The sequence below is a fragment of the Zobellella sp. DQSA1 genome (genome assembly GCF_041950555.1).
Classification (GTDB): Bacteria; Pseudomonadota; Gammaproteobacteria; order Enterobacterales; family Aeromonadaceae; genus Oceanimonas.
This window is the reverse complement of sequence record NZ_CP169531.1, coordinates 3,214,145-3,240,000: the sequence shown is the minus strand read 5'-3', so window position 1 is coordinate 3,240,000 and position 25,856 is coordinate 3,214,145. Positions and strand designations below refer to the sequence as shown.

Sequence of the window (25,856 nt, the reverse complement as noted above, 5' to 3'; positions counted from 1 at the left end):
TTGATCGAAGCCCCGGTAAACGGCGGCCGTAACTATAACGGTCCTAAGGTAGCGAAATTCCTTGTCGGGTAAGTTCCGACCTGCACGAATGGTGTAACCATGGCCACGCTGTCTCCACCCGAGACTCAGTGAAATTGAATTCGCCGTGAAGATGCGGTGTACCCGCGGCTAGACGGAAAGACCCCGTGAACCTTTACTACAGCTTGGCACTGAACATTGACCCTACATGTGTAGGATAGGTGGGAGGCTGTGAAGCGGTGACGCCAGTTGCCGTGGAGCCGACCTTGAAATACCACCCTTGTATGTTTGATGTTCTAACGTTGCCCCCTTATCGGGGGTGCGGACAGTGCCTGGTGGGTAGTTTGACTGGGGCGGTCTCCTCCCAAAGAGTAACGGAGGAGCACGAAGGTTGGCTAAGTACGGTCGGACATCGTACGGTTAGTGCAATGGCATAAGCCAGCTTAACTGCGAGACGGACAGGTCGAGCAGGTGCGAAAGCAGGTCATAGTGATCCGGTGGTTCTGAATGGAAGGGCCATCGCTCAACGGATAAAAGGTACTCCGGGGATAACAGGCTGATACCGCCCAAGAGTTCATATCGACGGCGGTGTTTGGCACCTCGATGTCGGCTCATCACATCCTGGGGCTGAAGTCGGTCCCAAGGGTATGGCTGTTCGCCATTTAAAGTGGTACGCGAGCTGGGTTCAGAACGTCGTGAGACAGTTCGGTCCCTATCTGCCGTGGGCGTTGGATGATTGAGGGGGGTTGCTCCTAGTACGAGAGGACCGGAGTGAACGAACCGCTGGTGTTCGGGTTGTCATGCCAATGGCACTGCCCGGTAGCTAAGTTCGGAATCGATAACCGCTGAAAGCATCTAAGCGGGAAGCGAGCCCCGAGATGAGTCATCCCAGAGGTCTAGAACCTCCTAAAGGGCCGTTTGAGACTAAGACGTAGATAGGCAGGGTGTGTAAGCGCGGTGACGTGTTGAGCTAACCTGTACTAATGACCCGTGCGGCTTAACCATACAACACCCAAGAAGTGTGAGGCCTTGCAGGTCGAGAACGAATTCATCAGGCAGAGAATTGCTCCTGCATTTTCTGCATTGCCGCCATGCCTGGCGGTGAGCTTTTCCGGATTAAAGTTTATGCCTGGCGGCGATAGCGTTGTGGTCCCACCTGACTCCATGCCGAACTCAGAAGTGAAACGCACCCGCGCCGATGATAGTGTGGCAGCTGCCATGTGAAAGTAGGTCACTGCCAGGCACCCAAATTAGTTGCTGACTAAGACGCTTATGCGGAGCGGTAGTTCAGTTGGTTAGAATACCGGCCTGTCACGCCGGGGGTCGCGGGTTCGAGCCCCGTCCGCTCCGCCATTACATCAAAGCCCTGACCGATTGGTCAGGGCTTTTTCGTATTGGCTACGCCGGACCTCAGGACGGTCCCTTATAAAGATAACGAAAGCAAAAAAACCACCCGAAGGTGGCTTTCAGCATTTGATGGCGAAGCACCAACGCCGCTCCCCGGCTGGAGAGCGGCGAGGGGGTTACTTGGCCACGCAGTCCACGAAATAGCGGGTTTCGCCCTGGTGATCCTCGGCCACCAGGCCGTGGATATAGGTTTCAAAGCCGGGGAAGCCTTGGTTGAATTCCCGGGCGAACTTGAGGTAGTTGACGATGATGTCGTTGAATACCTCCCCCGGGATAAGCAGTGGAATACCCGGCGGGTAGGGCGCGACCATCACCGCGGTGGTGCGGCCGGTCAGTTCATCCAGCGGCACCCGTTCGATTTCCTTGTGGGCCATCTTGGCAAAGGCATCCGCCGGCTTCATGGCCGGTACCAGATCCGACAGGTACATTTCGGTGGTTAGTTTGGCCACGTCGTTTTCCTTGTAGATCTGGTGTATTTGATCGCAAAGATCGCGCAAGCCTACCCGCTCGTAGTGGGGATGGCTCTGCACGAACTCCGGCAGTATCTTCCACAGTGGCACATTGTTGTCGTAATCGTCCTTGAACTGCTGCAGCTCGGTCACCATGGTGTTCCAGCGGCCCTTGGTAATACCGATGGTGAACATGATAAAGAAGGAGTAGAGCCCGGTTTTTTCGATGACGATACCGTGCTCGGCCAGATACTTGGTCACTACTACCGCCGGAATACCGCTGGCGGCAAAATCCCCCTTCATGTTCAGACCGGGGGTAAGAATGGTGGCCTTGATGGGGTCGAGCAGGTTGAAGCCGGGTTCGATATCGCCAAAACCATGCCAACCCGCATCGGAGCGGAGCATCCAGGCATCCCGTTCGTCCAGTCCGTCATCGGTGAGATCGTCCGGTCCCCAGACGGTGAACCACCATTCATCACCGTACTCGTCATCCACCTTGCGCATGGCACGGCGAAACTCCAGGGCTTCCGCCAGGGATTCTTCCACCAGGGCTGTTCCTCCCGGCTCCTCCATCATGGCCGCAGCCACGTCGCAGGAGGCGATAATGGCGTACTGCGGGCTGGTGGAGGTATGCATCAGATAGGCTTCGTTGAACACATGGCGGTCGAGCCGCTTGTGTTCGCCGTCTTGCACCAGGATCTGGGATGCCTGGGACAAACCGGCCAGCAGCTTGTGGGTGGACTGGGTGGCGAATACCATGGAATCATTGCAACGCGGCCGACCTTCACCGATGGCATGATAGTCGCCGTAGAAGTCATGGAAGGCGGCATGGGGTAACCAGGCTTCGTCGAAATGCAGGGTTTCAATTTCCCCATCGAGCAGGTTCTTGATTTCCTCCACGTTATAGAGGATGCCGTCATAGGTGGACTGGGTGATGGTCAGCACCCGGGGTTTGACGTCCGGGTTCTTGGCCAGGATCTCACGGCAGAAGGGGTTGGCCTGCATTTTTTCGCGGATACGCTCCGGCTCGAACTCGCTGCGGGGAATGGGGCCGATAATGCCGTAGTGGTTGCGGGTCGGCATCAGGAACACCGGTACTGCTCCGGTCATCATGATGGCATGCAGTATGGATTTATGGCAGTTTCGGTCGACCACCACGATATCCCCGGGAGCCACGGTGGAGTTCCACACTATCTTGTTGGAGGTGGAAGTGCCGTTGGTGACGAAGAACAGGTGATCGGCGTTGAAGATACGGGCGGCGTTACGTTCGGATGCGGCCACCGGGCCGGTGTGGTCGAGTAGCTGGCCCAGCTCGTCCACCGAGTTGCAGACATCGGCGCGCAGCATGTTCTCACCGAAGAACTGGTGGAACATCCGACCCACCGGTGATTTCAGGAAGGCGACGCCGCCGGAGTGGCCGGGGCAGTGCCAGGAGTAGGAGCCGTCCTGGGCGTAATGGGTCAGGGCACGGAAAAAAGGGGGCGCCAGGGAGTCCAGATAGCTTTTGGCTTCGCGGATAATGTGCCGGGCCACGAAGTCGGGAGTGTCTTCGTGCATGTGGATAAAGCCATGTAGCTCGCGCAGTATAGCGTTGGGAATGTGCCGGGCGGTGCGGGTTTCGCCATAAAGATAAATGGGAATGTCCGGGTTGCGGTGGCGGATTTGTTCCACGAACCGGCGCAGTTGCTCCAGCACCGAATGGGCTTCTTCCCGGCTGCCGCCAAGCTCTTCATCGTCGATGGACAATACAAAACCGGCAGCCCGGCTCTGTTGTTGGGCGAAGGAGGTCAGGTCGCCATAACTGGTATAGCCCACCACATCCATGCCGGCCTTCTCGATGGCGGAAGCCAGCTCGCGGATGCCCGAGCCACTGGTGTTCTCGGAACGGAAGTCTTCATCGATGATGACGATAGGAAAGTAAAAGCGCATCAGGTTTCCTTTGATTGAGCGTCTGAATGTGGTGGCGGTGCGGCTGCTTGGCCGCTACCAATTCTAATCCCTATGCTGTCGGGTGACAAAAGATAGTTATGCACCTCTTGTGATTAAAAATTTAATTGACTCTCGCTGAAAACGGCGGAGGCCAGTGGGCTGGTATTCGCCTGCGGGAACAGGCACTATGGTTCTCATACAGAACAGTTTATCGCGGGCAGATGAAGGTGAGATGGCAAGATAACGGCAAGTGGCTGATGCTGTTGGCGGCGACACTATTGGTGGGCTGCGCTACTCCGCCGCCGCGCAACCCTGAAAATATCTGCGCTATCTTCGAGCAGCACAAGGGCTGGCACAAGTCCGCCAACAAGGCGCGCGAGAAGTGGGGCGCGCCGGTGCATGTCACCATGGCGATGATGTACCAAGAGAGCTCCTTTCGCCACGATGCCCGGCCGCCGATGCGCTATTTCCTGTTTATCCCCTACGGCCGGGCTTCCGATGCCTACGGCTATGCCCAGGCCAAGAAAGCGACCTGGGCCGACTACCAGCGGGAGGCCGGCAGCCGCTGGGCCAGTCGTACCAATTTCGACGACGCCCTCGATTTCATGGGCTGGTACATGAATAAAACCAGCACCATCAACGGTATTTCCAAGTGGGATGCCTACGGCCAGTACCTCAACTACCACGAGGGGTGGGGGGGATACCGGCGCGGCAGCCACCAGCGTAAGGGCTGGCTGCTGAAAACCTCGCACAGGGTCGAGGCCCGCGCCCGGCGTTATGCCGAGCAGTACTGGCAGTGCAAGGACAGTCTAAATAACTGATCCTAATGGTGTTGCATCGACCAGGCATTGTACGCAGAGACGCCGTGAACCCATCCCTCGGGGCTCCGTCGCGCCATCCCTGGCGCGGCGGGTCTGCTTAGCGGTACACCGCCCGCTGTCTTGATCGGTCTACCATTCGGAACAGCTATTCAGACCGTGGCTGGTTTGGCTGAAGCGGCTTGGGCCAGATACTGCTCCATTTCCTGCTCCGGCACCATACCGCCACCGGTAGCCCAGACCAGATGGTGGGCGCGGGCCAGGCGCGCCGGGGTCAGCCTCAGTCGCTGACGGTAGCCTTCGGTTTCGGTCAGCACCCGTAGCGGCCCGGGCATGCCTGCCAGGGCCGAAGGCTCGAGACGGATGCCTTCCGTACCGGCCAGCAGGCCCAGCAAGCACAGCATCTCTTGATCGCTCAGGGTATAGAAGCCGTCTAGCATGGGTGCCATGGTCCGTCCCACAAAGCCTGACGGGCGACCGACCGCCAGGCCGTCGGCCGCGGTGAGGTTGTCGATACCCAGATCCTGTACCGAGATATGATCATGCAGCCCGGTGTAGACTCCCAGCAGCATGCAGGGCGAGTGAGTGGGTTCGGCGAAGATACAGTGTACGGCATCGCCGAAGGCCAGCTTCAGGCCGAATGCCACCCCGCCGGGGCCGCCGCCTACGCCGCAGGGCAGGTACACGAACAGCGGGTGTTCCTTGTCCACCTTGATCTGTTGCTGCTCCAACTGGGCCTTTAGTCGCTCTCCGGCCACAGCGTAGCCGAGGAACAGTTGTACCGAATTTTCATCATCCACGAAGTGGCAAAGCGGATCCTTTTCCGCTTCGATACGCCCTTGCGCTACCGCCACCGAGTAGTCACTGTCGTACTCAACCACCGTGATGCCCTGGCTTCGCAGCAAATCCTTCTTCCACTGACGGGCATCGGCCGACATGTGTACGCTGACCCTGAAGCCCAGCCGTGCGCTGATGATGCCGATGGACAGACCCAGGTTGCCGGTGGAGCCGACGGCGATGGAATGACGACCGAAAAACTGGCGGAAGGCCTCGCTGTGCAGCCTGGCATAGTCGTCTTCCAGGTGCAGCAGGCCGGCCTTGAGCGCCAGTTTTTCTGCATGCTGCAGCACTTCATAGATGCCACCCCGGGCCTTGATGGAGCCGGAAATGGGCAGGTGGCTGTCCATTTTCAGCAACAGGCTGCCGGTAAGCGGTTGGCCGTAGTGCTCGCCCAAGGCCTGCTGCATGGCGGGGATGGGGAGCAAGGGGGATTCGATGATGCCCAACTGCTCCCGGGTGGCGGGAAAAGCGGCACAGAAATAGCGGGAGAAACGCGCCAGCCGTCGGCTGGCATCGGCCACGTCGCCGGCGGTCAGGCCGATGGCTGGCAATGCCTGCTCCACCGGTGCCCGCTCGGGATTGAACCAGCTGAGCGGCTGCATCGCCATCAAGGGGTCGAGCAGGGGATGGTGTTTACGAAGCTCGGCGATGGCGTGAGCGGAATAGCTGGGATATGAATGCATATCGTCTGGTCCTGATGATTAGCTGAGGCCAGTATATCAGCCGGAGCCGGCATGGCTGTAGGACACAATACCGGCATCTCATGACTTGGCAAAGTAACTCTTGGTCAGCCGGAATACCACCGGACTCAGCAAGGCCAGGGCGATCAGGTTGGGAATGGCCATCATGGCGTTGAGCGTGTCGGCCAGCAGCCAGATAAATTCCAGCGATTGGGTGGCGCCAACGGGTAACGCCAGTATCCAGGCGATACGGAAGGGAACAATGGCCTTGATGCCGAACAGGTACTGCATGCATTTTTCACCATAGAAGCTCCAGCCGAGGATGGTGGTGAAGGCAAAAACGGCCAGGGCGATCGCGACGATATATTGACCGCCGGGGATGGCGGTGGAAAAGGCCAGGGTGGTGAGAGAGGCACCCGCTTCACCGCTGGTCCAACTGCCGGTGACAATAATGGCCAGGCCGGTGATGGAACAGACGACAATGGTATCGATAAAGGTTCCGAGCATGGCGATCAGTCCCTGACGCACCGGACTGTCGGTCTTGGCTGCGGCATGGGCGATGGGGGCACTGCCCAGACCAGCCTCATTAGAAAACACCCCCCGGGCCACCCCGAAGCGGATGGCTGCCCACACCGCGGCACCGGCAAAACCGCCCTGGGCGGCGATCGGGCTGAAGGCGTGCTCGATGATCAAGCCAAAGGCGGCGGGAATGGCGGCGATATTCAAGGCCAGCACCACCATCCCGGCGGTAAAGTAAGACACCGTCATCAAGGGGACCAGCTTGCCGGCAACTTCGGAAATCCAGCGAATGCCGCCGATCAGCACGGCCCCGACCAGTACCATCAATACCACTCCGGTGGTGAGGGTAGTGATGCCGAAGGAAGCTTGCAGCGCATCGGCTACCGAGTTGGCCTGCACCGTATTGCCGATGCCGAAGCCGGCGATGCCGCCGAAGACGGCGAAGGCCACACCCAACCATGCCCACTTGGGCCCTAGGCCATTCTTGATGTAGTACATGGGACCACCGACATGGTTGCCCAGCTTATCGGTTTCCCGGAAATTGACCGCGCAGACCGCCTCCGAGTATTTGGTGGCCATGCCCACCAGGGCCGTCATCCACATCCAGAACAAGGCGCCGGGCCCACCGAAGAAGATGGCGGTGGCGACCCCCGCGATATTCCCCGTGCCTATGGTGGCGGAAAGGGCCGTCATCAGGGCATTGAAAGGCGATATTTCACCGCTGCCGCGTTCGGTTTTGGTAAACAGCAATCGAAAACCTGTACCCAGTTTACGAATAGGCATAAAGCCGAGCCCGAATTGCAGATACAGGCCGATGCCCAGGATCCCCACCAGCATGGGTACCCCCCATACCACGCTGTTAATCGAGGACAGTAACTCGGTGATCAGTTCCATCTGTCAGGCTCCTTGAAAGAAGGTAATTGAATAGACAAGACTTTCTTGTATAGCCTAGCGCCGTTTACCCGATATTAACAATCCAGGATGGGGGATGGGGGATGGGGGCAGGGGAAAAAATGCTGGATGATGGTGCGCAGCTGTCGTACCGCCGCTTTCTGGCCGGACAGGCCGTACTCTGGTGCCACCGCCACCGGCGTGGCGCCGGGACTGAGCAGAGCGTGCAGCAGGGCACGGTGTTTTCTGTCGAGCGGGGTAAAGGGGGTGGCAGCGAGCGCAAAGCGGGCCAGCACCGCCTGATCGGCCATCAGGTCCCGGTGGGCAAAAGCAAAACCCCGGGCGATGGCCGTATCCAGCGCCGGCATCGGCAAGGGGGGGCACAAGTGCAGGCTTTGCCACCAGGTTTCCGGTAACGCCTGCAGCAGCCCCTCACGATAGTAGGACAGGTTGGCACTGAACTGTCCCCTCCAGGCGGGTAAGGTTCGATGCGCCGGACGGGAGCATGGCCACAGCATCATGGCGGCGTGCAGGCCGCTGACCGCATCGGCGACGAGGCCGACGCGTACCGCACGAAAATCGTTGTGCTGCCAGAAGCGCAGCAACTCAGGGCTGGCGCCGAAGCTAGTACCGAGAAAATCGGCCCCGCCCCGCTGTTTGAGCCAGCTCAATAACCGTGAGCCGATCCCCTGCTGCTGGCAGTGAGGGTGCACCACGATGCGCATGATGCGCCGGTAACTAAAGTCACCCGCTGTCTTGAAACCACCGTGGAAGGCCAGGGATTGGGGCAGCAGGTGGCCCCGGGGACGGCGTTGCCCGCACCAGACCGCCTGGCCGAGCGCAGGGTCAAGCTTTCCTTCCCGTACCAGCAGGGCCGCAGCCACCGGAGTATGATCCCGGCAGGCCAGGGCCAGTTCCAGCCCGGGAGCATCCAGCAATTGGCGCAGATCGCTCGGCCGGGTCTGGTAATGAGCGAGGGTCAGCAGGCCGAATACCTGTTGCAACAGGATGTCGTGGTCTTCCAGCTGCTGTCGGCAGACATAACGAAAGCTCAGCGCGCCCCCGACCGGTGGTGCCGGCGGGTCGGCATCCAGCGCCAGCAGCCTGAATACCAGTGGTTCCAGCGGATCCCGCGGGCTCCAGCGGGCGGGGGTGTCAAGGTGATATTTCTGCCAGTTCGGAGCCAGCCGGGCCAGGGCCGGCTGGAATTTGAGCTGGAAGCCGAGGCCGGTGCCTTCGTAACCGTGTTCGGTACTGGCAAAAATGCAGCAGTAACGCCGGGCCAGGTTCAGCAGCATGGGAGCCGGTATGGCCGCCGCTTCGTCGACCAGCAACAGATCCGTCGGTGGGTGCTGGGCCAGCAGGGCGTCCGGCGCAATAAACGGCAGGCGTTGGCTGCTGTGCTCCAGGGCGCGGGCCGCGGCGGCCGGGCTGGGTGCGGTCAGCAGGACCCTGTAACCGGCATCCAGCAGGCGGGCGGCGGCCAGTCCCAGCAGGCTGGACTTGCCCCGGCCGCGATCGGCGGTCAGCACCAGTGGCTGGCGGCGGCGTGCGGCTCGCAGTATCCTGGCCAGGGCCTGGCGTTGTTCCTGGTTCAGGCAGCCGCGGCGGTCGCGCCGGCGCAGCCAGGGGGTATCGGGCAGGGCGGGCAAGGCGGGGGGAGGGGAGCCTTGCTGCCACAGCAGTACCTGAGGATCCTGCCGCAACAAAGACACGAAACGGCGGATAAAGCGGCTTTCAAGCCCGGCGGCCTGTTCGGGCAGGGCCACGTAGCGGGCCAGATCGGGATCTGCGTAGCCGGGCCAGTCGGCCAGGGGAGGACATAGCAACAGTACCAGTCCGCCGGCGGTGACCGTGCCCAGCAGGGCGCCGAAGGCATCCGGGTGCAGGCCGCTGTAGGCGTTGTACACCAGGGTATCGTACTCCCGGCCCAGGTAGCGCTGGATCTTGCCGGCGGCCTGGGTCTCGTGACCGAGCGGAGCCTGCCCCACCCAGAGCCGGTTCTCTCCACACAGGAAGACGGCCTGGGCCATGGCCCAGGCTTCGCTACCGCTCAGTATCAGCAGCCGACGCTCACCGATCTGCTGCAATCGCCGGCGCCAGAGGGGCCAGTCAGTCAAACAGGTGCTCACCGTTTTCGTCGATTACCCGCTTGGCTTTGGCGATCATCAGCTCGGCGGCCTGCTCGGCGGACGGCAACACATCCGAGCGGATTAACAGGTACCCCCGCTGGGTACCGTCCTTGAGCTGCACTATGCGGCCCTGCAAGCGGTACTGGCCGCTTTCCGCCTTGGGCTCGGGATAGATGTCGAACCCTTGGTAGGACACGGGCTCAAAATGGGGGGCGGTGGTTGTCGAGGTTGCTTTGCCCAGTTTTTTCAACCAGCTGAACATGGTGGCTCCCCTTTGATTGATACCGATAAAAAAGGCGCCTAGTGGCGCCTTATGACAGAAAAACGGTGTTATTTTTTAACACGCAGCACCACGTCCTGGGCCAGGGTGACGGCGCCACTCAGCTTGCTGAGCTCTTTGACTTCGTCCATATTGGAAATGACCACGGGAGTCAGGGTGGACTTGGCTTTGGCTTCCAGCAGGGCCAGGTCGAACTCGATCACGGTATCGCCTTTTTTCACCTGCTGACCTTCCTGGGCAATACGGGTAAAACCTTCGCCCTTGAGCTCAACGGTGTCGATGCCGAAGTGGACAAACAGCTCCAGGCCGGAATCGGATTCGATGGAGAAAGCGTGGTTGGTTTCAAAGATCTTACCAATAGTGCCGTCGCAGGGCGCGACCATTTTGTTGCCGCTGGGCTTGATGGCGATACCGTCACCGACGATCTTCTCGGCAAACACCACATCTGGCACATCTTCGATGGCGACGATTTCCCCGGACAGGGGAGCAAAGATTTCGATACCGCTGGTGTCGTTAGTATCGTCAGATACCATTCTTTTCAGTTTATCGAACAGACCCATAGTATTAAGCTCCTGGAGTTATTTAACGCGTAATAATAACAGACGGACTTTCCCAAGATAAAGAGGCAAACTTGTCCAAAAATGTTTGGTCGGGCACAAGGCTGTCACTAGTGTAGGCAAAGGAGCCAGTGATGCCCATGATAATGATGTCGTCGCTGCTGCCCATGCGCTGGGTCAAACGGAGGGGTTTTTGTGGTAATTCCACGATCACGGGAAACAAAAAGGGCGCCGTATGGCGCCCAAGTTGTTACTGCTGCAGTTCTTGCTCGCTGAAGATGCCCTGGAACAGGGCACTGCTGAGATAACGTTCGCCGGAGCTGGGCAGGATCACCACGATGTTCTTGTCGGCAAACTCGGGCAGTTCGGCGAGGCGGTTGGCGGCCACCACGGCGGCGCCGGAGCTGATCCCGGCCAGGATGCCTTCATCCTTCATCAGACGACGGGCCATCTCGATGGCGTCTTCGCTGGTTACGCGTTCAACTCGATCTACCAGGGACAGATCCAGGTTGCCCGGAATGAAGCCGGCACCGATCCCCTGGATTTTATGGGGACCCGGCTTGATCTCTTCACCGGCCATGGCCTGGGTGATCACCGGTGATTCTACCGGTTCAACGGCAACCGAGGTGATGGCCTTGCCCTTGGTTTGTTTGATGTAGCGGGATACGCCGGTGATGGTACCGCCGGTGCCGACGCCGGCCACGAAGACATCGATATCGCCATCCGTGTCTTCCCAGATCTCGGGACCGGTGGTTTTCTCGTGGATTTCCGGGTTGGCCGGGTTGTTGAACTGTTGCAACAGTACAAATTTGTCCGGGGCCGACTCTTTGAGCTCCATGGCTTTCTCAATGGCGCCCTTCATGCCCTTGGCCCCTTCGGTCAGCACCAGGTTGGCCCCCAGAGCCTTCAGCAGTTGGCGACGCTCCAGGCTCATGGTGTTGGGCATGGTCAGGGTGATCGGGTAACCTCGGGAAGCCGCTACAAAGGCCAGGGCAATACCGGTATTGCCGCTGGTCGGTTCAATCAGCTCTTTGCCGGGGATCAGCTCGCCGCGCTTTTCTGCATCCCAAATCATGTTGGCGCCGATGCGGCACTTGACGCTGAAACTGGGGTTACGGCTCTCTACCTTGGCAAAAACCCGGCCCTTGCTGACCCGATTCAGTTTTACCAGAGGAGTACGACCAATGGTCAGCGAGTTATCTTCAAAAATCTTGCTCATTGTGGCTATCCCTAAGGTTCCGTGTCACCAAAAATATGTTTACACCATCAGCTTAACCATTCTTTGCGGAATGAGAAGTGACGATTTGTTATAACAATATGTTATTAAATGATAAAATGATATTCCTTTATCCCTGAGCGTATCGGTCCTCCGGCTATGGTGCTTTGGCGGCAACTCTGTTATCAAGGCTCTAGCGGGGTGAATGCCTCTGGCATGGGAGCGGGTCACTTATAACAGGGCCCAATAGATAGTAGATTCTGGATACGGGTTAGGGAAGGAAGATGAAAAGGTGCCGTGCAGTTGCTGGGCTGTGGTTGTTATTGTGTCTGAGCATGGGGGGGGCTGCCGCGTCCTGGCAGGAGGAACCCGTGGCTCGGTTGCAACTGCACCGGCTGGGGCTGGAGTTGGCGCTGGCGGATGTACACCCGGAGCTGACCCTGTGGTGGCAGCAGGCGACGTCGAGCGATACCGCATCCGATCAGGCCGATGACCGCTTGTTATTGGGGTTGAGCGCTTTCTGGCGACAATGGTCTTCGCTCTCCTTTGTCGAACGTCAGCATCTGCAGGTTCGTCGCTCTGCCCTGGTGTTCAGTGCGGAAGACCAGGCGGCGTTGCAACAGGCGGCACGACAGGGCGGTCGTCATCAACTGGTACAGCGTCTAATACCTGGCTACGCGAATCATGATCAGTTACAACAGCAGCTGGTACGGCTGCTAAGCCTGGCCGAACAGCCCTGGCCGGCTATCAGGACCACCACGCTCAGGCCCGGCGATCGGGCCACGGCGGTGTCCCGGGTACGGGAACGCTTGCAGTTGCTGGGAGACCTGCCAGCGACGGAGGCCGAGAACGATCCGTCTTACTACGACCGCCAGCTTGAGCAGGGAGTGCGGCAGTTTCAGTTGCGCCACGGCCTGCAGGTAGACGGGGTGATTGGCCCCCGTACCTATTCCTGGCTGGACGTTTCGCCCCTGACCCGAGCCCAATTGCTGATGCGCAGCATGCTGCGTACCCTGATTGGTGATACCCTGCCGACGGCCTATTTGCTGGTGAATATCCCCGAGTACCGGCTGCGGCTCTACCAGGATCAGGCCATGGTGCTGGAAAGCGATGTCATAGTGGGAAAAGACAGCCGCAAAACCCCGATCATGGCCAGCGAGATCACCAATGTGGTGGTCAACCCCCCTTGGCATGTACCGCGATCCATCCTGACCAAGGACATACTGCCCCGGCTGTACCAGGATCCCGGCTACATCGAACGGGAAGGCTTCGAGGTACTGGATACCGGGGAGCGTGTGGTGCCCAGGGAGGAATGGCAGGCACGCCTGTATGAGGAAGGCGGTTTTCCTTACCGCCTGCGGCAACGACCCGGCAGCCGTAATGCGTTGGGAGCCTACAAATTCCACCTGCCCAATAATGATGCTATCTACCTGCACGATACCCCGTCCCGGGGGCTGTTCAGCCGTGACAGCCGGGCCCTGAGCTCGGGCTGCGTGCGGGTGGAGGAGGCCGAGCAACTGGCGCTCTGGCTGTTGAGTGAACAGTGGAGCCCGGCGCGGCTGGCCGATCTGAAGTCGAGCCAGCATACCCGCTGGCTCAGGGTTACCCGGCCGTTGCCGGTATTCATGGTGTACTGGCCCGGCTGGCTGGGGCAGGACGGGTTGCCCCGTTTTCGGGACGACATATATCAGTTCGATCGCTCCCTCCGTTCTCCTTTCGTCGGCGGGCAGCAGCAGCCGATGCTCTCCCGCAACGGGCAGCTCTTATAACCAAAGATTGTTGATATTTTGCTCTGTTATGGGGTAGTTTCGGTCTGATTCAACTCGGTGCGACAACCGATGACCTGAGCAACTCCCGTTGCCGGCGATGGCCGGTTTCTGATGTATCCCTGTGGGCAAATGCAATGCCGGTTGCCCGGATGGAGTTTGTCCTTTGGACATCGGCGACGCACTCCGCGATTTTCAAGGAGGTGGTATGCTGGGAGCAGGTATGGATCGTCGCCGTTTTTTGCTGGGGTTGGGCGGGCTCGGGGTTGCCTCGTGGCTGCCGGTCCCGGCACAGGCCAGTTTGTCCGCTCCGGTGCGCAAACTGAGTCTGCACAACCTGCATACGGGCGAAAAGGTGACGGCCAGCTTCTGGGAAGAAGGGAGTTATCTCGAGGAAGGGCTCGACTCATTCAGCAGGGTGATGCGCGATATCCGCCGTAACGAAGCCGTTCCCATCGATCCCAAACTGTTCGATCAGCTGTTCCTGTTGCAGCACCGGCTGGGCAGGCAAGGTGAAATTCAGGTTATCTCCGGGTATCGCTCCCCTCAGACCAATGCCATGCTGCGACAGCAGGGCAAGGGGGTGGCCAAAAAAAGCTACCATATGCTGGGCCAGGCCGTCGATCTGCGCCTGCCCGGGGTGTCCCTGGCCGAGGTCAACAAGGCCGCCCGTCAGCTCGGTGTCGGTGGTGTCGGCTACTACCCTAAATCCGACTTTGTTCATCTCGATACCGGCCCGGTACGCAGTTGGGGATAATGATCCACCCACAAGGCGGTGGCACCACACACCGCCAGTGGCATGACCAGCAGGTTGACAAAGGGAAGGCTGGAGCACAGGGTGACGCTGGCGCCAAAGCCCCAGGTCAGTTGCCTTTTTTCTGCCAGCGCCCGGCGCATCAGGCGAAAGTCGATCTTGTGGTTATCGAACGGATAGTCACAGTACTGGATGGTCATCATCCAGGCGCTGAAGGCAAACCAGATCACCGGTGCCAATGTCTGGCCGAAGGCCGGCACCAGGAATAGCAGCAGGCAACCGATGGCCCTCGGCACATAATAGGCCAGCTTGCGCCACTCCCGCCCCAGCATGCGGGGCGTGTCCCGGATAAGTCCGAGCCAGCCGCTGTCGTTCTGGGCAACACCGGTCAGTTTCTGCTCCACCCGCTCGGCCAGCAGACCATTGAACGGCGCCGCCAGCATATTGGCAATACTGGTGAATGTCAGCGAAAACAGCACCACTATGGTGAGTACCGCCAAGGGCCAGAGTATGTAACTCAACCATTGCAGGTAGTCTGGCATCGCTTGCTCCAGCCAGGCAAACAGCTGCTCAAGCTGGATATAGAGAACATAGAAAGCCCCACCAAACAGCACCAGGTTCACCGCCAGGGGGATCAGGACGAACAAGCGGAGATCTCGCTCCCACATCAGCGCCCATCCCTTTAGCAGGTAACCCGGGCCACTGGTGGTATGGTAAGCAGTGGGCATAGCGGCTCCCGATGAAAAATTTCCCCATTCTAGAGAGCGCGCCGGTGTGTGCCAAGCCTTGAAAGAGCAAGCGGAACGGCAAGCGAAACACCCTGTCGTACTCCCGAGTTACTCATGCCTTGGGCGATTTTTGGACGCCTGGCCCGGATAGTGCTGGCTCGGGTGGCCATTTTCCTGTTGAGCAGCGGATAACAGTGTGAAAAACGGGTATTTTATCCGGTAAGGACGGAGATGACCCTTGTCAAACCCGCATGGTAAACATACCCTTGTCGGTGTCTTTGGGAATATCCCGACTCAAGTAATTGGATTCTCGCTTGCGTCGGCGCTATGGCTGAACATAAGCAAAAATTTTAGAGAAGCGATAATGCAGGATTTGCGAATTATCTTGATCATCCTGGGCGCGGTGGCCATTGCCGCTTTGCTGATCCACGGCTTGTGGACCAGTCAGAAAGGACGCCAGAAACCGATGCGTGAAAAGCCGCTAGGCAAAGTGATGAGCGAGCCGGCGGAAAGCGACGGCTTTGACCCCGATGGGATCGGCAAGGTCAGGGTGGTTGGCTCACGCAAGGGGGAGCCCTCTCGCCACAAGGATGAAGACGAGGATGACTGGCAGGCCGCACCGCGTTTCTCTGCTATCAACGAGGACGAAGATGAGGACGAGCCCAGCCTCGGCCTGCCACCGGCCAATATTGCCGCTGACCGCGAACAGGTAACCCCACCGGTGACGACTGCCCGTCCCGAGCACGACAAGACTGAGCAGCAGCAACGTGAGCATCAGTATCAGCAGGGAGAAATCGACCCGTTGTTTGATGCGCCGTCGCCCGTACAGCCCAAGGTCGAAACCGTCGTCGAACCGGAGCCGGTTCCTTCGGCCGACTCCGTGATCGAGCCGGCGCCCGTTCGACGGGACGTGCCCAAGACCTGGCAGGATGTATATGTGATCAACCTGATGGCTCGGCCCAACCAGGTGCTGGCCGGTAACAGCCTGATCCGGGCCCTGACCGGCTCCGGCTTCTGTTTTGGCGACATGGACATCTTCCACCGTCACCAGACTCCCGGCGGCCAGGGGGAGGTACTGTTCAGCCTGATCAACATGGTCAAGCCGGGCACCTTCAATCCCGGTGCCATGACCGAGTTCAGCACGCCGGGGGTATCGATATTCATGCAACTGCCCAAGCCCGGTATGGCCAAGAACCACTTTAACCTGATGGTGCAAACCGCCGAGAACCTGGCGGAAGAGCTGGATGCACTGCTGTTCGACGGCGAGCGCTCTCCGCTCAGTCCGGACTATCTGGCCCATTGTCGTGAACAGTTGAGAGATTACGACAGCCAGGCCCGATAACCCTATTGTGATGTCAAAGTGCGGCCAGGGGCCGCACTTTTTGTTTGAGCGGAATATGCCATGAGTGATGCCAAAGCCCGAATCCTTGCCCTGCGCGAGCAACTCGATAGCTACAACTACCAGTACTATGTGGAAGATGCCCCCACGGTGCCTGACGCGGAGTACGACAGGCTGATGCGGGAACTGGTGGCGTTGGAGCAAGCCCATCCCGAACTGATGGACGCGGACTCCCCCAGCCAGAAGGTGGGCGGCGTGCCGGTATCCGCCTTTCCCGAGGTGCGTCACGCCCTGCCGATGCTGTCGCTCGACAACGTGTTTAGCGACGAAGAGCTGGCGGCCTTCGAGAAGCGGGTGATGGACCGGCTGGGTGTGGCCGACCCGCTCGACTTTTGCTGTGAGCCCAAGCTCGACGGCCTGGCGGTCAGCCTGGTGTACGAGCAGGGACGGCTGGTGCAGGCCGCCACCCGCGGTGACGGCACCACCGGCGAGGGCATTACCGAAAATGTGCGCACCATTCGCGCCGTGCCGCTGAAGCTGAAAGGCGAGGGCTGGCCGGCCCGTCTCGAGGTGCGTGGCGAGGTTTACATGCCCAGGGCCGGTTTCGAGAACATGAACCAGGCGGCGCGGGCCGAGGGCGGCAAGGTTTTCGCCAACCCGCGCAATGCCGCCGCCGGCAGCCTGCGGCAGCTCGACTCCCGTATTACCGCCAAGCGGCCGCTGGCCTTTTACTGCTACGGGGTCGGCTTGGTGGAAGGCGAGGCGCTGGCGGAGCGTCACTTCGACATCCTGCAGCAATTGAAACAGTGGGGGCTGCCGGTCTGTCCCGAGATCAAGCGGGTGCAGGGCAAGGCCGGTTGCCAGGCCTTCCATGACGATATCCTGGCGCGTCGGGAGTCATTGCCTTATGAAATCGACGGTGTGGTATACAAGGTCGATGCACTGGCCCTGCAGCAGCGGCTGGGGTTTGTGGCCCGGGCGCCGCGCTGGGCCACCGCCCACAAGTTTCCGGCCCAGGAAGAACTGACCCGGCTGCTGAAGGTGGAATTCCAGGTCGGCCGTACCGGTGCCATCACCCCGGTGGCCAAGCTGGAGCCGGTGCCGGTGGCCGGGGTGGTGGTATCCAACGCCACCCTGCATAACGCCGATGAGATAGCCCGCCTGGGGGTGATGGTAGGCGACACCGTGATCGTGCGTCGAGCCGGGGATGTGATCCCGCAGGTGGTGGGGGTGCTGCTGGAACGGCGTCCGGGGGATGCGCAAAGCATTACCTTTCCCGACCATTGTCCGGTCTGCGGTGCCGAAATCGAACGAATCGAAGGCGAAGCGGTGGCCCGCTGTACCGGCGGCCTGTTTTGTGCGGCCCAGCGCAAGGAAGCCATCCGTCATTTCGCATCCCGCAAGGCATTGGATATCGAGGGACTGGGCACCAAACTGGTCGAGCAACTGGTGGATCAGGAAAAGGTCAAGACCCCGGCAGACTTGTTTCACCTGGACCATGCCACTTTGGCCGGCCTGGAGCGGATGGGCGAGAAGTCCGCGACCAATCTGCTGGCGGCGCTGGACAAGGCACGTCACACCACCTTGTCGCGCTTCCTGTACGCGCTGGGTATCCGTGAAGTGGGGGAGGCCACCGCCAGCAACCTGGCACAGCACTTCCGGGCTCTGGAGGCGGTGATGCAGGCCGAAGTGGAAACTCTGCTGGCGGTGCCGGATGTGGGCGAGGTGGTGGCCAAACATATCTACTATTTTTTCCGGCAGCCTCATAATCAGGACGTCGTGCAGGCGCTGGTGGCGCCAAGAGCGCAGGGCGGCTGCGGCCTGAACTGGCCGGTAATCGAGGCCGTGCCGGTGGCAGCCCAGCCCCTGGCGGGGCAGACCTTCGTGCTTACCGGTACTCTCGGCCAGCTGTCGCGCAACGATGCCAAGGCGGCGTTGCAAGCTCTGGGCGCCAAGGTGGCTGGCTCGGTATCGGCCAAGACCAGTTGGGTGGTGGCCGGTGAGGCGGCAGGTTCCAAGCTGGCCAAGGCCCAGGAACTGGGTGTGCCGGTGATGGATGAAGAGGCGCTGTTGGTGCTGCTGGCCGAGCATGGCTGGCAGCGGTGATATGGCGCGGATGACATCATCAGGGGGCTGAAATCAGCCCCCTTGCTTTACTTCAAGGCGTGGTAACGGCGGTAAAGTCCTGACCCATGCGACGAAAGGCGTTCAGGATCAGGCCCTTGTCCCGCACCTCCAGGTAGTGCAGCCGGCCGTCGGCGCTGATCACCAGGGTCATGTCCTGGCCTGCGCGCAGGTTGCTGAGCGGCTTGTAGGAGGGTTCGGCCCGCACCAGGGCGATCAGATCCTGGCCTGGCAACTGCCATTGGCGGAACAGGGCCGCCAGGGTATCTCCCTGGCCCAGGGTGTGGTCGATGCGCCTGCCGCCCTCGGGCACCGGTATCTCGCGGGTCAGGGACGGCTCCAGGGTGAGGCTGAGCGTGCCGGTCATCGGCTCCCGGGGTGGCGGCGGCGCAGGTTGCCAGATCAGCAACAGCAGCCATAGTGGTACCAGCACCATCAGGCCGGTGCGGTGTGCCTTGGGTAGCTGGCGCAGTGCCGACAAGGCTCTGCCAATCCCTTGCCGGGCTGGCAGGGTCAACTGGTTCAATCTGGCGCCGAAAGACTCCGGTGCATTACGTTTGGTGACTGGTCTTCGTCTGGTCATGTATAGGCCCTCGCGGCCACAAGTGTATCTGTGGGCCGGTTGCCCGACAAGCCGGATACAGCCCTTTTTACACGCCGTCTTTCCCGTCAGGAGACCCCTCCCGGGTATGCGGCTCGACAAAGCGTTTAACCCGTCCCGGGCGGGTGCTAAAATGGTCGCCACTTCTTATCGTTTCAGGCTCATTTGGGCTTTCACCAGCTAAGGCAGAAAGAATGACAGTTAAAACGCGGTTTGCTCCCAGCCCCACCGGCTTTCTCCATGTCGGTGGCGCGCGCACGGCTTTGTATTCCTGGCTTTACGCCCGCCATCACCAGGGCGAGTTTGTCCTGCGTATCGAAGATACCGATCTGGAACGTTCCACCCAGGAAGCCATTGACGCTATTCTCGAGGGCATGGACTGGCTGGGACTGGGCTGGGACGAGGGTCCCTATTACCAGACCCGGCGTTTTGATCGTTACAACGAGCTGATCGACCGGCTGCTGGCCGAGGACAAGGCCTACCGGTGCTACTGTTCCAGGGAGCGGCTGGAAGCCTTGCGCGAGCAGCAGATGGCCAACGGCGAAAAACCCCGCTACGACGGCACCTGCCGTCACGGCGCCCATGACCACCCCACCGACGCACCCCATGTGATCCGTTTCAAGAACCCGACCGAGGGCGCCGTGGTGTTCGAGGACCATGTGCGCGGCCATATCGAGATTGCCAACCGGGAAATGGACGACCTCATCATCCGCCGCACCGACGGTGCTCCTACCTACAACTTCTGCGTGGTGGTGGACGACTGGGATATGGCCATTACCCATGTAGTACGCGGCGAGGACCATATCAACAACACCCCGCGCCAGATCAACATCTACCAGGCCCTGGGCGCGCCCGTGCCCGAGTTCGCCCATGTGTCCATGATCCTGGGGGATGACGGCGCCAAGCTGTCCAAGCGCCACGGTGCCGTCAGCGTGATGCAGTACCGGGACGACGGCTACCTGCCCCAGGCCCTGCTCAACTACCTGGTGCGCCTGGGCTGGTCCAACGGCGATCAGGAAATTTTCTCCCTGGAGGAGATGGTTTCCCTGTTCTCCCTCGACGCCATCAGCAAGTCGGCCTCCGCCTTCAATACCGACAAGCTGCTGTGGCTGAATCAGCATTATATCAAGACCCTGCCGGCCGAGGAGGTAGCGGGGCATCTGGAATGGCATATGCGCGATCAGGAGATCGATTTCGGCCAGGGGCCGGCCCTGGCCGAGGTGGTGAGCCTGTACGCCGAACGCTGTCAGACCCTGAAGGAGCTGGCGGCCCAGAGCCGTTACCTGTACGAGGATTTCTCCGCCTTCGAGGAAGGTGCGGCCAAGAAGCACCTGCGTCCGGTGGCGGCCGAGCCCCTGGCCCTGGCCCGCACCAGGCTGGCTGAGCTGGCCGACTGGCAGGCCGGCACCATCCACGAGGCGATCAACGCCACCGCCGCCGAGCTGGAACTGGGCATGGGCAAGGTGGGCATGCCCCTGCGGGTGGCGGTTACCGGCGTGGGTCAGTCGCCGGCCATCGACGGCGTCATGGCGCTGCTCGGCAAGGAAAAGGTGCTGGCACGCATCGACATGGCCCTGGCCTATATCGCCGCACGGGCCCAGGGGTAACCACCGCCTTAAGTGATAAGCTTGAAGCTGGAAGAAATAAAGACGGCGCCGCATGAGATGGCGCCGTTTTTTATTATGCTTCCAGCCATCATCGCTTAAAAAGTAACTGGTTGAATGGCTTTTTTTATTTTGTTGTTGACACTAAAGTGCCCCCTGCCTATTATGCGCCTCGCTCGCAGGGACAAGGTCCCCGAGAGACTTAAGCGGGGCTATAGCTCAGCTGGGAGAGCGCTTGCATGGCATGCAAGAGGTCGGCGGTTCGATCCCGCCTAGCTCCACCACTTAAGTCATTCCTGCCAAATGGGGCTATAGCTCAGCTGGGAGAGCGCTTGCATGGCATGCAAGAGGTCGGCGGTTCGATCCCGCCTAGCTCCACCAAATTTGGTCGGTGGTTACAGTGGAATCAATGAGGTCGGCGACAAAGGTTGCCCCGCTCGATTCCGCCTAGCTCCGCCAGGCGGCAGGGAAAACACCAGTAAAACAGCATTGTTTTGGGGCTATAGCTCAGCTGGGAGAGCGCTTGCATGGCATGCAAGAGGTCGGCGGTTCGATCCCGCCTAGCTCCACCAAAACAATCTGAACCCGAATTCGGGGCTATAGCTCAGCTGGGAGAGCGCTTGCATGGCATGCAAGAGGTCGGCGGTTCGATCCCGCCTAGCTCCACCAAACAGAAAGCCGCTGCAGAGATGCAGCGGCTTTTTCGTTTCTCCGACGCTCCTCTGTCTCTGGTTTTTTCCGCCGCCTCCACGCACAATGGGAAAAACTCAAATGAGGCTTGTTTTATGGAGGCTTTCGCCGACATCTTCGCCCGGGCCTGCGCCCGCCACGGAGGGGAGGCCGCGCTCCGGCGGCGTATCGCCACCCCGCTCTGTACTCCCGAACAACTGGCGGCTATTTCCGACGATCGCTGGTTGTCTTCCTTTACCATGAGCCTGTTCCAGTCCGGCTTCGTCTGGGAGGTGATCCGCAATAAATGGCCCGATTTCGAGCGGGCTTTCTTCGGCTTCGAGCCGGAGAAGATGTTGCTGCTCGATGAACATCATCTGGAGCGGCTCAATAACGACACCACCATAGTACGCCATGCGAAGAAAATTGCCGCCGTGCCGGTCAATGCCCGCATGGTGCTGGAACTGGGGCGACCCCACGGCGGTTTCGGCGCCTTCGTGGCCGGTTGGCCGGAGCAGGATCGGGTGGGTCTCTGGCTCGAAATCAAGCGCCACGGCCGGCTGCTGGGTGGCAACATCGCCGCCTATGGCCTGCGTCGGCTGGGGGTGGACACCTTTATCTTCACCCCCGACGTCACCGCCTACCTGGTCCATCAGCAGGTGGTCGACGCTGGCCTCGGCAGCAGGAAGGGCATGCAGCAGGCCCAGGCGGCTTTCAACGAATGGCGCCGCCAGAGCGGGCTCGGTTTCGGCGAGATCAGCAAGACCCTGGCCTGTTCCCTCGGTTAGGGCTCCAGATAGGGCGTCAGGAAAGCGTGTACCTGGCGGGCGATCCGCGGCTGGGCCTCGGCGGTGGGGTGGATGCCGTCGTCCATCATCATGCCGTTCTCGCCAAGCAGCGGGGCCACGAAGAACGGCAACAGCGGCAGTTCGTGCCGTTCGGCCAGTTTGCCGAAGATGCCCTCGAACTGCTCCAGGTAGCGGCGGCCGTAGTTGGGAGGGAGGCGGATTTCGGTCAATACCACCCGGGCGCCCGCCTGGTCGGCGAGCGCTATCATGGTGTCGAGGTTGCGCTCGATCAGCGGTGGCGGCAGTCCGCGCAGGCCGTCGTTGCCGCCCAGCTCCAGCACCACCAGGCTGGGCTGGTGACGCTCCAGCAGGGGGGGCAGCCGTTGCAGACCACCCTGGGTGGTATCGCCGCTGACACTGGCGTTCACCAGTTCCACATTGCGCCCCTCCCGGCGCCATTGCTCGGCCAGCAGCCGGGGCCAGGCCTGGTCGGCATTCATCCGGTAACCGGCGCTCAGGCTGTCGCCGAGAATAAGAACGGTGTTAGCATGGGCGACGGATGACACCAACAGCAGTATCGTCAAAAGGATACGAGGCATGACAACTTCTTCTCCGATCATCAGGGTAGCCGACCTGACCCACAGGGTCGGCCTGGGCGACGAATCACTGACCATCCTTCAGGGGATAGGGCTGGAAGTCAAGCCCGGGCAGAGTGTGGCCCTGGTCGGGGCGTCCGGCTCCGGCAAGTCCACTCTGCTCGGGCTGCTGGCCGGCCTGGACATCGCCAGCGACGGCGACATCGAAATCGGCGGTCGTTCACTGGCCGCCCTGGACGAAGAGCAGCGGGCCCGGCTGCGCGCCCGCCATATCGGCTTCGTGTTCCAGTCCTTCCTGCTGCTGCCCACCCTCACCGCCCTCGAGAACGTCATGCTGCCCGCCGAGTTGCAGGGCGGCAGCCGTTGCCGGGAGCGGGCCCTGCAACTGCTGGAACAGGTCGGGCTCGCCGAACGGGTACGCCACTTCCCCAGCCAGCTGTCCGGCGGCGAGCAACAGCGGGTGGCCATCGCCCGCGCCTTTATGACCGAGCCGGACATTCTGCTGGCGGATGAGCCCACCGGTAACCTGGATCACCATACCGGTGCCCAGATCATCGAGCTGCTGTTTCGTCTGAACCGGGAGCACGGCACCACCCTGGTGATCGTCACCCACGACGAGGCCCTGGCCGGCCGCTGCGAGCGGCGCCTGCTGATGACCGCCGGTCGCCTGGAGGAGCAGCATGCAGCGTCTTAGCTGGCGCCTGATCTGGCGCGAGGCCGGGCGGGGACCGCTCCGGCTGTTCGTGCTGGCCCTGGCCCTGTGTGTGGCCAGCATCCTCAGCGTGACCCTGGTGGCGGATCGCCTCAACAGCGCACTCAAGGTGTCGGGGCGGGACTATATTGCCGCCGACCGCATCCTCACCGGCAGCCGGCCGGCCCAGGAGCAATGGTTGGCGGAAGCCGGGCGGCATGGGCTGGGGGTGTCCCGTACCCAGTCGTTCCAGAGCGTACTCTTCGCCAACGACGAGCTGCAACTGGCCAGCGTCCGGGCGGTGGACGACGCTTTTCCTTTTTACGGTGAACTCCAGTTGAGCCCCTCTGGTCGGGTGCGGCCGGGAACCATCTGGCTTTCCGCTCGCCTCCTGGCGTTGCTGCAACTGCAACCAGGCGACCGGGTGGAGCTCGGCAATATCGAGCTCGAGGTGGCGGGGGAACTGGTGAAGGAGCCGGACGAAGGTTTCTCGCCCTTCCTGCTGGCGCCCCGCGCCCTCATTCACCTGGATGACGTGGCCGCCACCGGCATTTTCATGGAGGGCAGCCGGGCCCGTTATCGTTATCTGTTTCGGGGCGATGAAGCCGGGCTGCAGGCCTACGCCGACTGGCTGCGGCCGCAATTGCAGCAGGGGCAGCGCTGGCGCGGCCCGGACGACGCCGACACTCCGGTGGCCCGCTCCATCAGCCGGGCCGAGCAGTTCTTCCGGTTGGCGTCGCTCACCGGGGTGCTGCTCGGCATCCTGGCCATGGCCATCGCCCTCGGCTATTTCTCCCGCCGGGAGCAGGACCGCATCGCCCTGCTCAAGACCCTGGGCGCGGGGCGCCGGCAGCTACTGGGCTGGATCGGACGGCTGCTGGCCGGCTTGCTGCTGTTGGGTGCCAGCCTGGGAGGGCTGGCCGGCTACGGCCTGCACAAGCTGATCCTGCTGAGTCTGGGGGATGTGCTCGATATTCCGCTGCCACCGCCGTCGATCATGCCTTTCCTGGTGGCGGCGGGGCTGGCGCTGCTCACCACCCTGATGCTGTCGGTGGTGCCCATGCTGCGGTTGTTGCGGGTGCCGCCCCTGCGGGTGTTGCGCAACGAGGCCGAGGCCCGCATCTCCCCCTGGTGGAGTGCCGGCATACTGCTGGCGGGCACCTTCGGCCTGAGCTGGCTGTTCGCCGGCAGTCCGGGGTTGGCGGTGGGGCTGCTGCTGGGGCTGGTGGCCCTGGGTGCCCTGCTCGGCGGCCTGAGCTGGCTGCTGCTGGCCCTGGCCCGCCGCAGCGGCAGGGGGATCGCCTTCCGGCTGGCGGTCAGCCGGCTGCAACGGGCGCGGCTGGCGACCCTGGTGCAGTTTGGCGGGGTGGCTCTGGCGCTGTTTCTCGGCACCCTGCTGTGGGTGGTGCGCGGCGAGCTGGTGGATGGTTTTCTGGCCCGGCTGCCGCCGGATACCCCCAACCGCTTCCTGATCAATATCGCCACCGAGGAGCGGGAGCCGATCCGGGAGCGACTGCACCAGGCCGGGCTGAACAGCTCTCTGTTCTACCCCATAGTGCGCGGCCGCCTGATCGAGGTCAACGGGGCCCCGGCAGCGCCGGATGTGGACAGCGAGCGGGGTGGGGGGCTTGGACGGGAGCTCAACCTGACCTTCGGCGAGCAGCTGCCCGAGGGCAATCGCATCCTGCGTGGCCGGTGGTCGGCCGCTCCCGGCGGGGTCTCGGTGGAGTCGGGCCTGGCCGAGCGGCTGGCGCTGTCGATTGGCGACCGGCTGACCCTGGATCTGGCCGGCCAGCAGGTCTCGGCGGAGGTGCGCAATATCCGCGAAGTGGACTGGGACAGCATGAAGCCCAATTTTTATCTTATCTTCAGCCCCGACGTGCTGGCGGACTACCCGGCCACCTGGCTGGCGAGCTTTTATCTGCCGCCGGAGCAGCGGGCCTTGGAGGTGGAGCTGATCCGTGCCTTCCCCACCATCACGGTGTTCGACGTGGAGGCCCTGCTCGATCAACTGCGCGAGGTGCTCGCCCAGGTCAGCCAGGCGTTGCTGGTGATCATGGCCCTGGTGACCGGCGCCAGCCTGCTGGTGCTGCTGGCCCAGGTGGAGGCCACCCTGGAAAGCCGCCGGCGGGAGCTGGTGCTGCTGCGCACCCTGGGCGCCGGCGAACGGCTGATCATGGCCTCACTGCGCTGGGAATGGCTGGCGGCGGGTCTGGCGGCCGGGCTGGCGGCGGCGCTGGCGGTGGAGCTGTGCGTGGCGGTGCTGCTGCCCTGGTGGCTGGACCTGCCCTGGCAGCCCCACCCCCATATTTGGTTCGGCCTACCGCTGCTGGGGGCAGCCCTGCTGCTGCTCACCGGGCGCGCCGGCGGCATCATGCGCGGGCCATTGGTCCAGCGACTGCGCCAGCTGGAGCAGGGCTAGGTGCTGTTCCGGCTCCATGCCCTCACCGAGGCTGCCGC

Annotated in this window: 19 protein-coding genes, 5 tRNA genes and 2 rRNA genes (1 of these 26 cut by a window edge); 16 read left to right on the top strand and 10 right to left on the bottom strand. The window is 61.4% G+C overall.

The features are described from left to right. The 3 genes from ACEVBK_RS15510 to ACEVBK_RS15500 form a co-directional block, all read left to right on the top strand. Positions 1-1,023, top strand: a 23S ribosomal RNA gene (locus tag ACEVBK_RS15510); it begins 1,867 nt to the left of the window's first position. 123 nt (positions 1,024-1,146) lie between these two features. Then, positions 1,147-1,261: ribosomal RNA gene (gene rrf / locus ACEVBK_RS15505) — 5S ribosomal RNA — on the top strand. Between the two features lie 33 nt (positions 1,262-1,294). Further along, positions 1,295-1,371, top strand: a tRNA-Asp gene (locus tag ACEVBK_RS15500). A 170-nt stretch (positions 1,372-1,541) separates the two neighbouring features. Here the strand turns inward: ACEVBK_RS15500 and ACEVBK_RS15495 are convergent. Next, positions 1,542-3,803: an Orn/Lys/Arg decarboxylase N-terminal domain-containing protein gene (locus tag ACEVBK_RS15495; protein ID WP_375055810.1), complete on the bottom strand. Its 2,262-nt coding sequence runs from the start codon at positions 3,801-3,803 to the stop codon at positions 1,542-1,544. Positions 3,804-4,060: 257 nt separating this feature from the next. On the opposite strand from ACEVBK_RS15495, the gene ACEVBK_RS15490 reads away from it, so the two are divergent. After that, entirely contained in the window at positions 4,061-4,624 is a 564-nt protein-coding gene (locus tag ACEVBK_RS15490) for a hypothetical protein (RefSeq protein WP_375058587.1), read from the top strand. Between the two features lie 149 nt (positions 4,625-4,773). Here ACEVBK_RS15490 and dsdA read toward each other — a convergent pair whose 3' ends face one another. From dsdA to cysK, 6 genes are all read right to left on the bottom strand, one after another. Beyond that, on the bottom strand, positions 4,774-6,144 hold the full coding sequence (gene dsdA / locus ACEVBK_RS15485) for a D-serine ammonia-lyase (protein WP_375055808.1): 1,371 nt from the start codon (positions 6,142-6,144) through the stop codon (positions 4,774-4,776). A gap of 78 nt (positions 6,145-6,222) precedes the next feature. Further along, positions 6,223-7,554: an alanine/glycine:cation symporter family protein gene (locus ACEVBK_RS15480; protein WP_375055807.1), complete on the bottom strand. Its 1,332-nt coding sequence runs from the start codon at positions 7,552-7,554 to the stop codon at positions 6,223-6,225. Positions 7,555-7,628: 74 nt separating this feature from the next. Beyond that, positions 7,629-9,671: a tRNA(Met) cytidine acetyltransferase TmcA gene (locus tag ACEVBK_RS15475; RefSeq protein ID WP_375055806.1), complete on the bottom strand. Its 2,043-nt coding sequence runs from the start codon at positions 9,669-9,671 to the stop codon at positions 7,629-7,631. Continuing rightward, on the bottom strand, positions 9,664-9,945 hold the full coding sequence (locus ACEVBK_RS15470; protein WP_375055805.1) for an HlyU family transcriptional regulator: 282 nt from the start codon (positions 9,943-9,945) through the stop codon (positions 9,664-9,666). The genes ACEVBK_RS15475 and ACEVBK_RS15470 overlap by 8 nt, the downstream gene beginning before the upstream one ends. 68 nt (positions 9,946-10,013) lie before the next feature. Continuing rightward, positions 10,014-10,523, bottom strand: a complete 510-nt coding sequence (gene crr / locus ACEVBK_RS15465) for a PTS glucose transporter subunit IIA (RefSeq protein WP_375055804.1) — start codon at positions 10,521-10,523, stop codon at positions 10,014-10,016. A gap of 247 nt (positions 10,524-10,770) precedes the next feature. Continuing rightward, on the bottom strand, positions 10,771-11,739 hold the full coding sequence (cysK, locus tag ACEVBK_RS15460; RefSeq protein ID WP_375055803.1) for a cysteine synthase A: 969 nt from the start codon (positions 11,737-11,739) through the stop codon (positions 10,771-10,773). Positions 11,740-12,107: 368 nt separating this feature from the next. Between cysK and ACEVBK_RS15455 the strand changes: the two genes are divergently transcribed. After that, on the top strand, positions 12,108-13,505 hold the full coding sequence (locus ACEVBK_RS15455; protein WP_375055802.1) for a murein L,D-transpeptidase: 1,398 nt from the start codon (positions 12,108-12,110) through the stop codon (positions 13,503-13,505). A 205-nt stretch (positions 13,506-13,710) separates the two neighbouring features. Further along, positions 13,711-14,259, top strand: a complete 549-nt coding sequence (locus tag ACEVBK_RS15450; protein WP_375055801.1) for a DUF882 domain-containing protein — start codon at positions 13,711-13,713, stop codon at positions 14,257-14,259. Here ACEVBK_RS15450 and cysZ read toward each other — a convergent pair. Next, entirely contained in the window at positions 14,223-14,984 is a 762-nt protein-coding gene (gene cysZ, locus ACEVBK_RS15445) for a sulfate transporter CysZ (protein ID WP_375055800.1), read from the bottom strand. The genes ACEVBK_RS15450 and cysZ overlap by 37 nt on opposite strands. A gap of 364 nt (positions 14,985-15,348) precedes the next feature. Between cysZ and zipA the strand changes: the two genes are divergently transcribed. Then, entirely contained in the window at positions 15,349-16,326 is a 978-nt protein-coding gene (zipA, locus tag ACEVBK_RS15440; protein WP_375055799.1) for a cell division protein ZipA, read from the top strand. 60 nt (positions 16,327-16,386) lie between these two features. Continuing rightward, the gene (gene ligA, locus ACEVBK_RS15435) at positions 16,387-18,429 is read left to right on the top strand and encodes an NAD-dependent DNA ligase LigA (RefSeq protein WP_375055798.1); all 2,043 of its coding nucleotides are present in this window, start codon (positions 16,387-16,389) and stop codon (positions 18,427-18,429) included. A gap of 52 nt (positions 18,430-18,481) precedes the next feature. Here ligA and ACEVBK_RS15430 read toward each other — a convergent pair whose 3' ends face one another. Then, entirely contained in the window at positions 18,482-19,030 is a 549-nt protein-coding gene (locus ACEVBK_RS15430; RefSeq protein WP_375055797.1) for a LysM-like peptidoglycan-binding domain-containing protein, read from the bottom strand. Positions 19,031-19,242: 212 nt separating this feature from the next. On the opposite strand from ACEVBK_RS15430, the gene gltX reads away from it, so the two are divergent. The 6 genes from gltX to ACEVBK_RS15400 all read left to right on the top strand — a co-directional run bounded on the left by gltX (position 19,243) and on the right by ACEVBK_RS15400 (position 22,109). Further along, positions 19,243-20,655, top strand: a complete 1,413-nt coding sequence (gene gltX, locus ACEVBK_RS15425) for a glutamate--tRNA ligase (RefSeq protein WP_375055796.1) — start codon at positions 19,243-19,245, stop codon at positions 20,653-20,655. A gap of 205 nt (positions 20,656-20,860) precedes the next feature. After that, positions 20,861-20,936, top strand: a tRNA-Ala gene (locus ACEVBK_RS15420). A gap of 21 nt (positions 20,937-20,957) precedes the next feature. Further along, a tRNA-Ala gene (locus ACEVBK_RS15415) sits at positions 20,958-21,033 on the top strand. Between the two features lie 115 nt (positions 21,034-21,148). Further along, positions 21,149-21,224, top strand: a tRNA-Ala gene (locus ACEVBK_RS15410). 21 nt (positions 21,225-21,245) lie between these two features. Beyond that, positions 21,246-21,321, top strand: a tRNA-Ala gene (locus ACEVBK_RS15405). A gap of 116 nt (positions 21,322-21,437) precedes the next feature. Further along, complete coding sequence (locus ACEVBK_RS15400; RefSeq protein ID WP_375055795.1) at positions 21,438-22,109, top strand: DNA-3-methyladenine glycosylase I; 672 nt, start codon at positions 21,438-21,440, stop codon at positions 22,107-22,109. On the opposite strand, the gene ACEVBK_RS15395 is transcribed toward ACEVBK_RS15400, so the two are convergent. Next, a complete protein-coding gene (locus ACEVBK_RS15395) occupies positions 22,106-22,708 on the bottom strand; it encodes an arylesterase (protein WP_375055794.1) in 603 nt (200 codons plus the stop codon). The genes ACEVBK_RS15400 and ACEVBK_RS15395 overlap by 4 nt on opposite strands. Here ACEVBK_RS15395 and ACEVBK_RS15390 point away from each other — a divergent pair. Both ACEVBK_RS15390 and ACEVBK_RS15385 read left to right on the top strand, forming a co-directional pair. After that, positions 22,707-23,399, top strand: coding sequence for an ABC transporter ATP-binding protein (locus ACEVBK_RS15390; RefSeq protein WP_375055793.1), 693 nt, complete (start codon positions 22,707-22,709; stop codon positions 23,397-23,399). The two genes, ACEVBK_RS15395 and ACEVBK_RS15390, sit on opposite strands and share 2 nt — an antisense overlap. Further along, positions 23,386-25,818: an ABC transporter permease gene (locus ACEVBK_RS15385; RefSeq protein ID WP_375055792.1), complete on the top strand. Its 2,433-nt coding sequence runs from the start codon at positions 23,386-23,388 to the stop codon at positions 25,816-25,818. Before ACEVBK_RS15390 ends, ACEVBK_RS15385 begins: the two co-directional genes overlap by 14 nt. The last annotated feature ends 38 nt before the right edge of the window (positions 25,819-25,856 follow it).